18 protein-coding genes are annotated in these 14,537 nt (G+C 64.1%); 6 read left to right on the forward strand and 12 right to left on the reverse strand.

Annotated elements, in window-relative coordinates:
* Positions 1 to 2: 2 nt before the first annotated feature.
* From FJV83_RS21450 to FJV83_RS21495, 10 genes are all read right to left on the reverse strand, one after another.
* Positions 3 to 1,091: a flagellar basal body P-ring protein FlgI gene (locus tag FJV83_RS21450; RefSeq protein WP_245318115.1), complete on the reverse strand. Its 1,089-nt coding sequence runs from the start codon at positions 1,089 to 1,091 to the stop codon at positions 3 to 5.
* 149 nt (positions 1,092 to 1,240) lie between these two features.
* Entirely contained in the window at positions 1,241 to 1,777 is a 537-nt protein-coding gene (gene flgA / locus FJV83_RS21455) for a flagellar basal body P-ring formation chaperone FlgA (RefSeq protein WP_185973266.1), read from the reverse strand.
* A gap of 6 nt (positions 1,778 to 1,783) precedes the next feature.
* Positions 1,784 to 2,572 (reverse strand): flagellar basal-body rod protein FlgG, encoded by a 789-nt coding sequence (gene flgG, locus FJV83_RS21460; protein ID WP_019860950.1) that lies wholly within the window; start codon positions 2,570 to 2,572, stop codon positions 1,784 to 1,786.
* Positions 2,573 to 2,582: 10 nt separating this feature from the next.
* Complete coding sequence (locus FJV83_RS21465) at positions 2,583 to 2,906, reverse strand: flagellar hook-basal body complex protein FliE (RefSeq protein ID WP_185973265.1); 324 nt, start codon at positions 2,904 to 2,906, stop codon at positions 2,583 to 2,585.
* Positions 2,903 to 3,319 (reverse strand): flagellar basal body rod protein FlgC, encoded by a 417-nt coding sequence (flgC, locus tag FJV83_RS21470; protein WP_095772668.1) that lies wholly within the window; start codon positions 3,317 to 3,319, stop codon positions 2,903 to 2,905. The genes FJV83_RS21465 and flgC overlap by 4 nt, the downstream gene beginning before the upstream one ends.
* A 1-nt stretch (position 3,320) precedes the next feature.
* Positions 3,321 to 3,701, reverse strand: a complete 381-nt coding sequence (gene flgB / locus FJV83_RS21475) for a flagellar basal body rod protein FlgB (RefSeq protein WP_019860948.1) — start codon at positions 3,699 to 3,701, stop codon at positions 3,321 to 3,323.
* Between the two features lie 65 nt (positions 3,702 to 3,766).
* Positions 3,767 to 4,591, reverse strand: a complete 825-nt coding sequence (locus FJV83_RS21480) for a hypothetical protein (RefSeq protein ID WP_095792695.1) — start codon at positions 4,589 to 4,591, stop codon at positions 3,767 to 3,769.
* Complete coding sequence (gene fliI, locus FJV83_RS21485; RefSeq protein ID WP_095772670.1) at positions 4,572 to 5,972, reverse strand: flagellar protein export ATPase FliI; 1,401 nt, start codon at positions 5,970 to 5,972, stop codon at positions 4,572 to 4,574. The genes FJV83_RS21480 and fliI overlap by 20 nt, the downstream gene beginning before the upstream one ends.
* A 1-nt stretch (position 5,973) precedes the next feature.
* Positions 5,974 to 6,699 (reverse strand): flagellar basal-body rod protein FlgF, encoded by a 726-nt coding sequence (flgF, locus tag FJV83_RS21490; RefSeq protein ID WP_019860945.1) that lies wholly within the window; start codon positions 6,697 to 6,699, stop codon positions 5,974 to 5,976.
* Between the two features lie 2 nt (positions 6,700 to 6,701).
* Complete coding sequence (locus FJV83_RS21495) at positions 6,702 to 7,823, reverse strand: DUF1217 domain-containing protein (RefSeq protein ID WP_142884470.1); 1,122 nt, start codon at positions 7,821 to 7,823, stop codon at positions 6,702 to 6,704.
* A 162-nt stretch (positions 7,824 to 7,985) separates the two neighbouring features.
* Here FJV83_RS21495 and motA point away from each other — a divergent pair, with 162 nt between their 5' ends.
* Genes motA through FJV83_RS21525 form a run of 6 tightly spaced genes read left to right on the forward strand, consistent with a single transcriptional unit; the run spans position 7,986 to position 12,819 of the window.
* Positions 7,986 to 8,861 (forward strand): flagellar motor stator protein MotA, encoded by an 876-nt coding sequence (gene motA, locus FJV83_RS21500; protein ID WP_095772671.1) that lies wholly within the window; start codon positions 7,986 to 7,988, stop codon positions 8,859 to 8,861.
* A 32-nt stretch (positions 8,862 to 8,893) separates the two neighbouring features.
* Positions 8,894 to 9,841, forward strand: coding sequence for a FliM/FliN family flagellar motor switch protein (locus FJV83_RS21505; protein ID WP_142875686.1), 948 nt, complete (start codon positions 8,894 to 8,896; stop codon positions 9,839 to 9,841).
* 17 nt (positions 9,842 to 9,858) lie between these two features.
* Positions 9,859 to 10,245, forward strand: coding sequence for a flagellar motor switch protein FliN (gene fliN / locus FJV83_RS21510; protein ID WP_019860938.1), 387 nt, complete (start codon positions 9,859 to 9,861; stop codon positions 10,243 to 10,245).
* A 46-nt stretch (positions 10,246 to 10,291) separates the two neighbouring features.
* Positions 10,292 to 11,302: a flagellar motor switch protein FliG gene (locus FJV83_RS21515; RefSeq protein WP_095772672.1), complete on the forward strand. Its 1,011-nt coding sequence runs from the start codon at positions 10,292 to 10,294 to the stop codon at positions 11,300 to 11,302.
* A 3-nt stretch (positions 11,303 to 11,305) separates the two neighbouring features.
* Complete coding sequence (flhB, locus tag FJV83_RS21520; RefSeq protein WP_019860936.1) at positions 11,306 to 12,388, forward strand: flagellar biosynthesis protein FlhB; 1,083 nt, start codon at positions 11,306 to 11,308, stop codon at positions 12,386 to 12,388.
* The gene (locus FJV83_RS21525) at positions 12,385 to 12,819 is read left to right on the forward strand and encodes a hypothetical protein (protein WP_095772673.1); all 435 of its coding nucleotides are present in this window, start codon (positions 12,385 to 12,387) and stop codon (positions 12,817 to 12,819) included. The genes flhB and FJV83_RS21525 overlap by 4 nt, the downstream gene beginning before the upstream one ends.
* 159 nt (positions 12,820 to 12,978) lie before the next feature.
* Here the strand turns inward: FJV83_RS21525 and FJV83_RS21530 are convergent, their stop codons facing one another.
* On the reverse strand, positions 12,979 to 13,749 hold the full coding sequence (locus FJV83_RS21530) for a helix-turn-helix transcriptional regulator (protein WP_095786940.1): 771 nt from the start codon (positions 13,747 to 13,749) through the stop codon (positions 12,979 to 12,981).
* Positions 13,746 to 14,456, reverse strand: a complete 711-nt coding sequence (locus FJV83_RS21535; protein WP_095772675.1) for a helix-turn-helix transcriptional regulator — start codon at positions 14,454 to 14,456, stop codon at positions 13,746 to 13,748. The genes FJV83_RS21530 and FJV83_RS21535 overlap by 4 nt, the downstream gene beginning before the upstream one ends.
* Positions 14,457 to 14,537 lie beyond the last annotated feature (81 nt).

Below are 14,537 nucleotides of genomic sequence, written 5' to 3' on the forward strand. Positions count from 1 at the left end.
GCCTATTGGAGGACCAGATCGGCTTGCAGGGCGCCGGCCGACTTGATGCCTTGCAGGATGGCAATGATACCGTCCGGCTTGACGCCGAGGCGGTTGAGGCCGGAAACGAGGGTTTGCAGGTCGGGTCCGTCGAGCACCGCGACGCGGGCATCGGGCCGGCTGGCGTCGATGGCGGTGAACGGCTCGACAGCGGTTTCGCCCTTGGAGAAAGGTTCGGGCTGCACGATGCGCGGCGCTTCGGTGATGCGCACCGTGAGCGTGCCGTGGCTGATGGCAACGCGCGAGATCTTGACGTCGTTGCCGATGACGATGGTGCCGGTGCGCTCGTCGATGACGACGCGGGCCGGCGTATCGGATTCGACCACCAGGTTTTCGATCTCGGCATAGAAGCGCGCGGCCGAAACGCCCTTTGGCCTTCTGATCTGCACGGTGCGAGAATCGCGCTCACCCGCGACGCGCATGCCGAAGCGCTGGCTGGTATAGTCGTTGATCGCGTCGGCGATGCGGATGGCGGTCGAGAAATCGGGATTGCGCAATTGCAGCGTCAGCGTCGACTGGTCGTCGAATTCGGCCTTCACCGAACGCTCGACGATGGCGCCGTTCGGCACCCGGCCGGCGGTCGGCACGCCCTGCGTCAATTGTTCGGCCTGGCCCTTGGCGGTGAAGCCGGAAACGATGACCGCGCCCTGACCGACGGCATAGATCTCGCCGTCCGCCGCCTTCAGCGGCGTCATGATCAGCGTGCCGCCGGCAAGCGAGGTGGCGTCGCCCATAGAGGAGACGTCGATGTCGATGCGGGCGCCCGATTGCACATAGGGGGGCATGTTGGCGGTGACGATGACGGCGGCGACGTTCTTGGCGCGCGCGCGGCCGCCTTCGGTGGCGATGCCGAGATTTTCGAGCATGGCGCGGATCGACTGCTCGGTGAACGGCGAATTGCGCAGACTGTCACCCGAGCCGGCGAGGCCGATGACCAGGCCGTAGCCGACCAGCTGGTTGTCGCGCGAACTCTGCAGCTGGGCGATGTCCTTGATGCGCGAGGCGACCTGGCCAGGCGGCAGCGAGCTCGGTCCGGGCGAAACGCGGAACATGCGGGTGGTGGTCGCCGGATCATATTCCGGATCGTCGTAGACGCCGCCGTTCTTGGCGGCGAGTTCGCGCTTCGCCTTGGGTGTCAGGCCGTCGGCCAGCGCCGGCTGCAGGCCGAGTACGGCCGCAAGCAGAAGGGCAAGCGGGCGCATCATGAAGCGCTGACCTGGATGGTTCCGTCGGCCATCACTGTGCCGGAGAGGATCTTGCCGCTATCGCTGTTGCGAACCTTGATGAGGTCGCCGGCTGAACCTGGCTGCAAGGTTACCGCGGTGGCCGATATCGTCAGTCCGCCGGCGATGAAGAAGACCTGCACGGCTGCACCCTGTTCGACCAGCCAGGCCTCGCGGATGGCGGCGGCCGGGATGTAGCGACCGGGCAGCAGCGTGCGCTTGGCGATCTTGCCCTGAAGCTCTTCGGCGCGGGTCACCATCGCATCGGGCTTGTGTTTGCCCGCGATGAGGGTCACCTGTTTCAGGGCGGCGAGTTCGATGGTCTCGCCGGGGTAGATGACGCGACTGGGGATCAGCACGACCTCGCCGGCAGGCTGATCGCTGGCGATCTGCGTTGCCGACTGATTTGTCGATTGATTTGCCGATTCCTGTGCGAAAGCCGGCAAGCCACCGACTACCAGCGCAAGGATCAGCGCGGTGCGGCGGAATGCGGAGCAGGAGATCGGCATGGCCATCATCCCTTACCTGATGTTCTTGGAGACGACCGAGGCCATGTCGTCGGCGGCCTGGATCACCTTGGAATTCATCTCATAGGCGCGCTGCGCCGAGATCAGCTCGGTGATTTCCTTGACCGGGTCGACGTTGGAGGCCTCGAGATAGCCCTGCTGGATGGTGGCGAAGCCGGGATCGCCGGGCACGCCGGCATTGGCCGGGCCGGAGGCGGTCGTTTCCTGGAACAGATTGTCGCCGAGCGGCGCGAGGCCCGCCTCGTTGGCGAAGTTGACGATCTGGAGCTGGCCGAGATTCTGCAGGTCGGTCTGGCCGTCGATGCGGGCAAACACCTGACCGGTCTTGTTGACGATCACCTCGACCGCGTCGGTCGGCACGGTGATCGCCGGAATGACATTGGCGCCATCCACCGTCACCAGCTGGCCGGTGGCGTTGGTGTTGAAGGCGCCGGCGCGGGTGTAGAGCGTGCCGCCATCGGCGCCCTCGATCTGGAACCAGCCCCTGCCGGTCAGCGCCATGTCGAAACTGTTGCCGGTGCTGGTCAGTTCGCCCTGGGTGTGCACGTTGCGCACGGCCGTCGTCTTGACGCCGAGACCGATCGAAACGCCTTCCGGCACCAGCGAGGCGTTGGAGCGGTTGGGTACGCCTTGCGTGCGGTCAACCTGGTAGAGCAGGTCGGAGAATTCGGCGCGCGCCCGCTTGTAGCCGGTGGTGTTGATGTTGGCGATGTTGTTGGCGATGACTTCCAGATTTGTCTGCTGGGCATTCATGCCGGTGGCGGCGATGGAAAGTGCTTTCATGACCTATTCCTCAGATACCCATGCGACTGACTTCGAGGTAGGCCGAAACGACCTTGTCGCGGATGGCGACGGCGGTCTGAAGCGCCTGCTGCGCGCTCATCACGGCATCGACGACCTGGCGGGTGTCGGCATCGCCCTTGAGCGCCTGGAGCGACACCTGTTCGGCATTCTGCAGCGTGTTGACGGTCTTGGAGGCTGCCTGGCTCACCGCTTCGGCAAAGGAGCTGCCAAGGTTGCCTGATGTCGCCGGCGCGACACCGCCCTGAAGCAGGTCGGTCGCCGTATCGCCCAGCCCGGGCTTCAGGTTGAGCGCGCCGATGCCGTTCACGATCATTGGTTCCTCATCAGGTCGATGGTCATTGAAATGAGGTCGCGCGCCTGCTTCACGACTTGCAGGTTGGCCTCGTAGGAGCGGTTGGCCTCGGTCATGTCGGCCATTTCGATCAGCGCGTTGACATTGGGCATCTTGACGTAGCCCTTCTCGTCGGCGGCCTCGTTGCCAGGCTGGAATTCGACGGGGAAGACACTTGGATCGCGGTCGATCGAGTTCACTTCAACCGTTGAGGCGCCGGACGCCCGGTCAAGCTCGGAGACGAAGCTGATGGTCTTGCGGCGATAGGGGTCAGCGCCGGGCGTCGTGCCGGTCGACTGGGCATTGGCGAGGTTTTCAGAGACCACGCGCAGGCGCTCGGACTGGGCGCCGAGGCCGGATGCCGCGACTTTCAGGGCTGCGGTCAGTGCGTCCATGTCAGCTCTTCACCGCCATCATCATCATCGAGTGGAAAGCCTTGACGATCGCCGTGTTGAGCTCGAAGGAACGGCGCACCTCGCCGGCCTTGAGAAGCTGGTCCTCAAGCACGACGGTGTTCTTGGACGGCATGACCACGCCGTCATCTTCCTGCGGCTTGATGGTGAAGCCGGCATTGGTCGCCGCGCTGCCGAGATGGCCGGCCTCGGTGGTCTGCAACGACACAGCCGTGCGGTCGAGCACCTTCTCGAAGGGCTCGACATCGTTTGCCGTGTAGCCCGGCGTGTTGGCGTTGGCGATGTTGCCGGCGATCGCCGACTGGCGCACGGAAAGCCACTGCGCTTGCTTGGCGGCGAGATCGAAAAGGGAAACGGGCTCCATGGGAATCTCCGGGCATGTGCCCAAAGACTAGGCCGCCAGTCTTGCGCGGACCTTGCGGGCAGCCGCTACCTGGAAAGCTGGATCAGCTGATTGGTGCTGGTCAGCATGACCCATTTGCCGTTGCGCTGCTCGATCGACGACACGGTGCTAGAGTCCGGCAGTATCGAGCCGCGCTGGACGATCCACAGGCCGGTGTCGTCCTCGATCATGGCACGGCCGTTGGCGACATGGACCATGCGGAATTTCGCGACATCGGCCGGGAAGGGCTGGTCGCCGGGCGGCTGCGCCGGGGTGGCGTCATCCTGCACCGTCCCGGTGGCGAGCAGGTCGATGCTGGTGTTGGGAAGGTCCTTGGCCGTCAGCGGCGCGCTGCGCGAGGTCACCACGCCGCCACCCTCGCGTCCCGAATTGGTGCCGGTGCCGCCAAACTTGATCGCCTGAACGCCGAACTGCTCCTGGTTGAAGAAGATATACCAGGGAAACAGGGCGCAGATCAGGCCGAGCGTGACGCCGAGCGCGGCGATGACGAAGTCGCTGCGCCGGTCCGCCTTCTTGCTTAATTTTGGAAATTGCGCCTTTGGCGGTTGCGGCCATTCGGTGACGGGAAACAGGCCATCGATCAGCGATTCGCGGCTTGCCTGCGTGATCTCGGCGGCCTCGACGCGGGGAACCACGGGCGCGGCAGCCCGAGCGACAGGTTCGGATCGGGGCAGGACCGGCTTGACGGCTCTGGCCAGAACAGCCGCGGTCTTGGCTGCGATGGCGCTGGCGGCCTTTGCCTTGGCCCTCCTCTCCTCCTCGGCTTGAGCCTCCTCGGCGGCGTTCGCCGCGGCGATCATCTCATTCAGGATGCGCTCGGTGTATTGGCGTTCAGTCTCCTGATTCGGCATTCAGCTTTCCCTTGAGATGGCGGGCGAGATCGGAGAACGGATCGGCTGACGGGCGGTCCCTGGGCGATTGCGTCAGCGCCTCGTAGATCAGCGGCACCTGGCGCACGGCGATGTCGAGCTCGGCGTCGGCGCCACCCTGATAGGCGCCGAGCAGGCGGATGTCGCGCGTGTCCTCGAAGCGTGCGATCATCGACTTCAGCCGCGTCACCAAAGCGCGCTGTTCGACGCTCCAGGCCTTGCCGGCCAGGCGCGATATGGATGACAGGGGATTGACCGGCGGATAGCGACCCTGTTCGGCGATCGCGCGGTCGAGCACGACATGGCCGTCGAGGATGCCGCGCACGGAATCGGCGACCGGATCATTGTGGTCGTCGCCGTCGACCAGCACGGAAATGATGGCGGTAATCGACCCCTTGCCTTCGGCCCCCGGTCCGGCGCGCTCGAGCAATTTGGGAAGTTCGGTGAAAACCGAGGCGGGATAGCCGCGGGCAACCGGCGGCTCGCCGGTTCCCGTCGCCACCTCGCGCAAGGCATGCGCGAAGCGGGTGATCGAATCCAGCACCAGGAGCACGCGATGGCCCTGGTCGCGAAAGTGCTCGGCGACCCGCATGGCGGTGTCGGGCGCGCGCCGGCGCATCATGGCGCTCTCGTCGCTGGTGGCGACGACGGCCACGGTCTTGGCCATGCTGTCGCCGATTGTGTCCTCGAGGAATTCGCGGACCTCGCGGCCGCGTTCGCCGATCAGCGCGACGACGACGGTGTCGAACGCGTCGGCGCCGGCGAGCATGGCGAGCAGCGTCGACTTGCCGACGCCCGAACCCGCAAAGACGCCCATGCGCTGACCGAAGCACAGCGGCGTGAAGATGTCGATGACCTTGACGCCGGTCATGAAGGCGGTACCGACGCGCTGCCGCGCCATGGCGCCTGGCGTCGTGGCGCCGCCCGACAGGTCTTCGCCCCTGATCAGCGGCGCACCGCCATCGATCGCCCGGGTGAGCGCGTCGATGGTGCGGCCGCGCCATGAATCATGCGGCGCCACCGCGAGTGGACCCCTGCGGAACACCGCATCGCCGATACCGGCATCGGCGCTGCGTTCGAAGGGGGCGACGACGACTTCGTCGCGGCTGATCTTGACGATCTCGCCGCGGCGCGCGCCGGACTGGCCGCGCTGCTCGACGATGTCGCCCAGCCTGGCGAAATCGGAAAGGCCGCGCACCTTGTAGTGCGTGGACGTGACTTCGGTGACGAGACCGCCACGCTTGACCAGCCCGTCGGTGTTGCTGAAACGCCGAATTACCCGTTCCAGTGCGGCGAGCCGATCTTCGGGCGCCGGTGGGAGCTGCCTTTCGGGTGCACGGATGGAGGACCGGTCGAGCGACATGCTACGACTTCGAGCCGAGCGTCTTGATCGCCTCGTCGGTGGAAGAATCCGTTTGACGCATCAGCGCGGCGGTGTTCTCGAAGGCGCGCTGGACCATGATCAGGCGGGTCATCTCCAGCACCGGATTGACGTTGGATTCTTCGACGAAACCCTGCGCGATACCGACATCGGAGCGGTCGGTGACCGGCTCGGGGGTGCGCGCCGGCACGATGCCGGAATTGCCGTAGCGCACGAAATTCTCGCCCGGGTCGAAATTGTAAAGGCCGATCGAGCCGACAAGCTGGTCGTTCTGGCGCAGCGAGCCGTCGGCGCCGGCCTTGGGCGGACCGTTGCGGGGGTCGAGCTGGATCGGCGCGCCGCCGGCGTCGAGCACCGGATGGCCTTCGATCGACATGAGTTCGCCATTCTCGTTCATCGAGAAGCGGCCGTCGCGCGTCATGACGGTGCCGGCCGGTGTGTCGATGGCGAACCAGGCGTCACCCTGGATGGCGAAATCGAACGGATTGCCGGTCTCGGTCAGCGAACCGTGGGCGCCCGAAAGATAGGTCTTGCCCGACGAGGCGAAGGACACCGATTTCTGCCCGGTGCCCGACACCATGTCCTCGAATTTCACGCCGGTGGCGCGAAAGCCGACAGTGTTGGCGTTGGCGACATTGTCGGCGATGGTGTCGAGCCGGCGTTCGAGCGCCATCTGCGCGGATAGGGCGACGTAGAGACTGTCCTGCATGATCAGAACTTCAACTTCTGCATGGCCATCATCAGGTCGGTGGAGATGCCCGCCGTGACCGGCTGGGCAAAGAGCACGCTGACTGACGTCACGGCCGTCGAGGTCGGATTGTTGATCTCGTACATGCTGGTGAAGCGGGTCAGGAACTTGCCGAGTTTCACGGGGTCGGTGAAATCCGAGATGTCGAGCTTCTGTTCGAAGAGCTGCGCCTGCTTGTCGATGTCGGCGGTGGCGAAGGAATCGGGGAGCCCGAGCGCGGTGCGCACGACACTGGCAAGGGCCGTATCGGCCAGCACGTCGTACCAGCTGGTGATGTCGGGCGCCTTGCGCTGGAAGTAAAGCGCCAGCCGCACGCCCTCATTGGTCTTGCCGGCATCCACCTCCAGCGTCTGGCGCATATACTTGTCGACAGTCGGCTGCTGCGCCGGATTGATGGTGGTTGCGGCTTCGCCGTACTGCTCGAAGTTGAAGGCCGAGGCCAATGCCGCGTAGGCCGGGTTCGTCTGCTTGTTGGCGACGCTGTTGGGGTCGCGCACGCCACCCTGCAGGACCTGTTTGATGAGGTCCTTATTCTCCGTCGCCGAATCGAGACCGAACGCGGCCAGCGCGTAGGTGTAGAGCCGGCTGTTCGACATCAGGTCGTCGACCGATTTCACCTTGGTGATGTTGGCGAGGTAGTAGGTCGTCTCGCCCTTCACATAGTCCGAATTCGGATCAAGGCCGGCGATCGTCGCCTGCGTGGCGTAATTCTTCGTCACCAGCTGCTGCGCCTTGTTGTAGATGGTGGCGTTGGCGCCATTGGCGGCGAAGTTGAAGGCGCTGACGAACTGGGCGTAGCGCTTGTCGGTCAACTTGTTGGCGAAACTGTTAGGGTCGGTGACGCCTTCCTTGAGCGCCTTGACCATGAAGGCCTTGGCGTAGTCCATGTCCTCCAGCCCGTAGGCCTTCATGGCATATTTGAACAGCCGGTCATTTTTGACGAAATCGTCGATCGATTTCACCTTGGTTATGTTGGCCAGGTAATATTTGGTATCGCGATCGACAGTCGGCTGCTGCTCGATGCGGTCGATCGACTTGTTGATGTCCCTGGTGATCAACTGGTAGCTGGTAAAGGTATTGAGCAACGTCACGCCTCCGGCCGAAGCTTAGTGTCGCGACAGTAACCTCACTTCCTTGCGCGAAACTGAATCGCCCAACATTCGGTTCCGTAGCGGCCCGGATTCAAGCCTCACACAAGGCACGGGGACTATCCGTTGGGTCTGTCGTGAAATGCGGAAGGACCTGTCGTGGGCATTCTGATTGGACTTGTGGTGACGCTCGGCTGCGTCCTTGGCGGCTTCATGGCCATGGGCGGGCATCTGCACGTGCTGGTCCAGCCATGGGAAGCCGTGGTCATCTGTGGCGCAGCACTGGGCACTTTCCTGGTCGCCAACCCGATGAAGACGGTCAAGGATACCGGCAGGGGTATTATCGAGGCCTTCAAGCAGGCGGTGCCGAAGGAACAGGATTACCTGGAAACGCTCGGCGTGCTGCACAGCCTGATGCGCGAATTGCGCTCGAAGTCGCGCAGCGAGGTCGAGGCGCATATCGACAATCCGGAAGAATCAGCCATCTTCCAGGCCTTTCCGACGGTGCTCAAGAATCACGATCTGATGAATTTCATCTGCGACTACTGCCGCATCATCATCATCGGCAATGCCCGCTCGCACGAGATCGAGGCGCTGATGGACGAGGAGATCCAGACCATCAAGTCCGACAAGATGAAGGCCTATCACGCGATGGTCGCGGTCGGCGACGGCCTGCCGGCGCTGGGCATCGTCGCCGCCGTGCTTGGCGTGGTCAAGGCGATGGGCGCACTCGACCAGTCGCCGGAAATCCTCGGCGGCCTGATCGGCGCGGCGCTTGTCGGCACCTTCCTCGGCATCTTCCTGTCCTACGCCGTGGTCGGGCCTGTCGCCACCAAGATCAAGACGGTGCGCGAGAAGAAGAACCGCCTCTACATCATCGTCAAGCAGACGCTGCTCGCCTACATGAACGGCGCGCTGCCGCAGGTGGCGATCGAATTCGGCCGCAAGACCATTTCGTCCTATGAGCGGCCGACCATCGACGCCGTCGAGCAGAGCACGATGAACACCGGCAGCGCCGAGAAGAAGGCCGCTTGAGCGATGCACGACAGATCGGTGCCGACACGGTCATGACCAGCCCAGGCAGCCCCGCGCAAGCGCGCTCGCTGATCATCGAGCGCCTGGTCGGCGACAGCGGCGAGGCCGATCAGGTCATCGATGCCGGCCGCGCCATGGCCGAACGCGCCGTGCCGCTGCTGCAGAAGGGCCTTTCGGGCGAACTCGGCGTTCCCGTCATCGTCGACCTCAAGTCCGTCGAGGTCAGCCGCGTCCCCGAGGCGCGTTCGCGCGCCGGCGACAATTTCGCCATGACAGTCGTTGGTTCGCCGGCATCCTCGGATGCGATGACGCTCGTCATCGACGCTGCCGCGATCGCGATCATGGTCTCGACGCTGTTTGGCGGCGATCCGGATATGCCGGCGTCGCCGATCGAGCGCGACCTGTCGCCGATCGAGGCCGATGTCTCGACCATGGTGTTCCAGGAGGTGGCGCAGGCGCTGAACGGATCCGGGCGGCGCTCGCTCGACCTGCGGCTGCCCGTGCCGCGGGCGATGTCGGGTACCGAGGCGAAACGGCATGTGCTGCGCGACGGTGCCGCCATCCGCATCGTCCTTGGCATCTCGACGCCGGTCGACAGCGGCTCCATCACGGTGACGATGCCGCAGCGTGTCGTCCTTGCCGGCCGCGACGGCACCACCGGCATCGGCGAGGACGATCATGGCACCAGTTGGCGCGCACGCTTTTCGGAAGAGGTGATGCGCTCGACGGTGGCGCTCGAAGCCACCATGCCGCTGACGCGGCTGACGCTTGGCGACCTTGCCAATCTCCAAGTGGGCCAGGTCATCGACTTCGACGAAACGGCGCAGTCACGGGCTCGCCTCAGCGCGCGCGGCCAGACGCTGTTCGTATGCGAGTTCGGCAAACTGGGGCAGAATTACACCGTCCGAATCAAGCATCCCTTCGATGCCGGGCAGGATTTCATCGATGGGCTCATGCCGGCTGGTGCCGGGCGCGCCTGAGCTTTTGGAGACGATTCATGGCCAAGACCAAAGTGGAAGCAGAACTCGACCAGCCGGACGAGCAGCTCGACCGCGCCATCGAAGAATTGCGTGGGGTCCTGCATGAAGAGGAGCAACGCCCAGATGCGGCTTTCAGGGCCGCCGCGGGCGCCAATTCGAACGTCATCATGAACATCCCCGTCGATGTCCAGATCATCCTGGGAAGCACCGAGATGGCGGTGGCCGACCTGATGGCGCTGCAGAAGGGCTCCACGGTTGCACTCAACCGCCGCATTGGCGAGCCGGTCGACGTCGTGGTCAATGGCCGCAAGATCGCCCGCGGCGAGATCACGGTGCTCGAAAGCGATCCCTCGCGCTTCGGCATCAGGCTGACCGAAATCATCGCCGGCACGAAGGGCGCCTAGACATGGCTGGTGGGGCTTGCCGGTTGCAGCGGAGGCGAGAGGCAGCATGACGCCGCTGACGACCCTGACGCGCGCGCAGAAGGCGGCCGCCATATTGGTGGCGATGGGCAAGCCGTCCGCCAGCCGCCTGTTGAAATTCTTCAAGCAGGAAGAGCTGAAGGCGCTGATCGACGGCGCCCGGCTGCTCAGGACCATTCCGCAGAGCGATCTCGAGCGCATCGTCGCCGAGTTTGAGGCCGAGTTCACCGAGGGTGCCGGCCTGCTCGATTCCGCCGACAGGATGGACACCATCCTCAACGAATCGCTGTCGCCCGAAGAGATGAACGCCATCATGGGCAACAAGAAGCCGGAGGCGGCACCCGAAGGGCCGCCACCGATCTGGCCCGATCTCGAAAAACTCGAACCTTCGCGGCTGGGCACCTTCCTCGCCGGCGAACATCCGCAGACGGCGGCCATGGTGCTGTCGAAGCTTGCGCCGCAGGCGGCGGCGAGCGTGCTTTTGACGCTGACGAAGGAGATGCGTGGCGAAATCATCAAGCGCATGGTGACGATGGCCAATGTTCCGGCCGCGGCCACCAGGATCGTCGAGAACCGGTTGCGCACCAGCGTGCTTTCGGAAACCTCGACCAAGGACACTTCGGCCGGGCAGGCGCGCGTCGCCAGCGTGCTCAACGAGCTGGACAAGCCGCTGCTCGAGGAGGTCATGCAGGACCTGGAAGCCGCCGGCACGCCCGACCTCGATGGTGTGCGGGCTAGGCTTTTTGCCTTCGACGACCTGCCGCTGCTCACCCAGAAGGCACGCGTCCTTCTGTTCGACGGACTGTCGACCGAGCTTGTCACGCTGGCGCTGCGCGGCACATCGGCGGCACTCGCCGAAGCGGTGCTCTCGGCAATCGGCGCGCGGTCGCGGCGCATGATCGAAGCCGAACTTGGACAGGGGTCGGAGGGGGTTCCGGCCGCCGACATACTGGCGGCGCGCAAGACCATCGTGACGACGACGATCCGGCTGTCGCGCGAGGGCGCATTCGAACTTCCCGCGACGCAGAACGCCGCCTAAGGCATGTCCGACGCCGCCGACAAGGACTCAAAAACCGAAGAGGCGACGGAAAAGAAAGTCCGCGACACCATCGAACAGGGCAAGCTGCCCCATTCGAGGGAAACCGCGATCCTCGCCTCCTTCGTCGCCATACTGGTGTTCACCGTCTTCTATGCCAAGGACGCCGTCATCAACCTCGGCATGTTCCTGTCGATGTTCCTCGAGAAGCCCGAGGCCTGGCCGATGAACACCGAGACCGATGTCATCGATCTCTACAAGATCGTCATGCTGGAAGTTGGCCGCGCGGTCGTCAGCCTGCTGGTGCTTTTGACCGTCGCCGGCATCGGCGCCTCGGTGCTCCAGAACATGCCGCAATTCGTCGGCGAGCGGATCAGGCCGCAGCTGTCGCGCATTTCGATCACCAAGGGCTGGAACCGGATGTTCGGTGCCCAGGGCTGGGTCGAGTTCCTGAAATCCCTGGCAAAGGTCGGCTTCGCCATTGCCGTGCTCACCTTCACGCTGTCGGAGGATCATCGCAAGCTGCTTGCCGGCATGATCACCAATCCGGTTGCTTTCGGCCTCGTCATCCGCGGCATCGCGGTCGACATATTGGTGGCGATCGTCTTCGTCATGGGGCTGATCGCGGCGATCGACATCGTCTGGTCTCGCTTCCATTGGAAGCAGGACCTGCGCATGACCAAGCAGGAGGTGAAGGACGAGTTCAAGCAGTCCGAAGGCGACCCGATCGTCAAGTCGCGGCTGCGCTCGCTGGCACGCGACCGCGCGCGCAAGCGGATGATGACGGCGGTGCCGCGCGCGACGCTGATCATCGCCAACCCGACCCACTTCTCGATCGCGTTGAAATATGTGCGCGACGAGGATTCGGCGCCGCTCGTGGTGGCCAAGGGGCAGGATCTGGTGGCGTTGAAAATCCGCGAGATCGCGAAGGAGCACAACATTCCTATCTTCGAGGACGTGACGCTCGCCCGCTCCATGTACAAGCAAGTTTCGGTCGATAATGTGATCCCGTCGCAATTCTACCAGGCCGTCGCCGAACTGGTGCGGATCGTGTACTCGAAAAAGGCTGAGCGCAGACAGATTTCATGAACCGCCAACCACACGCAAAATCCCGCGAGATCATCGTCGCCAGCGCCATCGAGCAGGTGGTCGGCGAACTGAGATTGATCGATGTCGCCGACTACATCGCCTTCATCCGGCTGGAGCATTTCGCCTGCCTTTCGGATCTGGTCGATTCAGCGGTGGAGCTGTTCTTCATGCCGGGCACGCTCAAACTCGGTCATGGCGGCGAGGCGCATGTCGACTGGAGCGGCAGTCCGCGCATCGTGCTCGACCTGGAGCTCAGGCCACCCGGTGTGACCGTCTATTTCCAGCTGACGCTGAGCGAGGCCGGCAATTCGGTCGTGGTCAATTATGTGTCGTTCGAAAAGCCCGGCGAGGACCCTGAGCACAATACGGCGCTGCTGGAGGCGGTGATCGAACAGGCCCGGATCCGCAAGGTCGAGCCTATGGCGTTCTGAGGTCCGTTGATATTCAGGTGAGGCCGGCCTGCAAATGGCTGACACCTGCGCTTCCGGTGCTCACGTACGAAAAGTACGCTCCGCTCCGGTTCTCGGTATCAACCATTTTCGACTCGGCCTGACCTGAATCTCGACAAACCTAAGCGGCTCATCGTTTGGTTACTCGATCAGGCCCAACCGCAGCGCCTTGGCGACCGCCTGGTTGCGGTTGACGGCGTTGAGCTTCTGCGTCGACTGGGTCAGGTACTGGTTGGCGGTATGCACCGACAGCTTCAGGAGCCGCGCGATCTCCTCGCTGGTGTTGCCGTTGGCGGTCAGCTTCAGGCATTCGAGTTCGCGCTTGGAGATGGCTCGCATCCTGCCGGCATCGCTCGGACGGATGCGCGCGACAGCGGCGAACAGGGAAAAGCAGCGGGCGTGGATTTCGTAGAGCATATCCTGCGGCAGCGCGATCTCCGATCCCAGGAAGACGACAAGGCCGCACTGACCGCGATCGGCGTGGACGGGAAAGGCAATGCCGCTGGTGCCGGGCGCCAGGGGGGATATCTGCGCGGTCCAGGCAAGGCTGCCGAACATTTCGGCCATGGCCGCGACGCCGTCATCCGTCCACCAGCGTGGCTCCGTCGAGTTGTGGGTGTGGCGCACGATCTCCTCGCCATTGGCGCCCGAGATGAACTTCGTCGCCACGGCCAGGCCGGGATAGTCGGAATCGAAGCACGGCACCAGCCGCGCCCGTTCCGGCGACGGGCTGACGAAGTACAGGCCGAAGGCCGAGGCGTTGATGTCGACCGATACCCAGCGACAGCGGCGCACAGCATCGGGAATGGTGACGGCGTGATGTGTCTCGGAGCTGAGCGAGAAGGCACCGAAGGGGCTGCGCTGCTCGTTGAAAAGGGCCTCCGCGGCGTCCTTGATGTCGGCGTGTTTCAAATGATGCCACTCCTGATCGCCGTGGCGATGGCCATCGCGCGGTTGCTGGCCGCGAATTTCTGGATGGCGTGGGTGATGTAGCTGTTGACGGTGTTGGAGGAGACGCCAAGGATGACCGCCACCTCATCGGTGGTCTTGCCTTCCGAGACCCAGAACAGGCATTCGCGCTCGCGATCGGACAGCGGATCCTGCATGGCGGCGGCGGCGATCAGCTGCGGGATATGCGAGAGAGCGTAGCAGCATTTCAACTGCGCCTTCATCAGCGCCGGCTGGTCGATATGGCCTGCTGTCGCCGCCGAGAACAGGGCGAACAGACGCTGGCGGCCGACATTCAGCCGCAGCGAATAGATCTCGGCATGGCCGAGCACGTCGAGCAGGCGGGCCTCTTCGCCGGAGACCAGCCCGTCGGCATCGGGCGCCTGCGCGGCCACCAGTGGTCTAGGCCGGATGCCGGGCGCGACCGTGAGGGCCCCTTGGGCAAGGCTGGCGATCAGCCGCTTGCCGATCAGCTCAATGGCGTCGAAGATCCAGTTCGAGGAGACAATGCGCGCGTCATTGCGGTCCTGGTCGTGGACGATGGCGACCAGCATGTAGCTGTCGGCGCCGATCTCGGCGGTCAGCTCCATGAAGAAGCTGGTCAGATCGCCGCGCGACGTCAGGCGCGAGCCCAATGTGTCGGATTGAAGAAGCGCGGCGGAACTGCTCATTTGCTGCTTTTGGCCGGAATCGTTTCTGCCGTCCGGATGCTGGAGGCCAGCCGCCGAACCCGAAAACGCGTTACTTTTACG

The sequence above is a fragment of the Mesorhizobium sp. WSM4307 genome, assembly GCF_007003945.1.
In the GTDB taxonomy this organism is placed as follows: domain Bacteria; phylum Pseudomonadota; class Alphaproteobacteria; order Rhizobiales; family Rhizobiaceae; genus Mesorhizobium.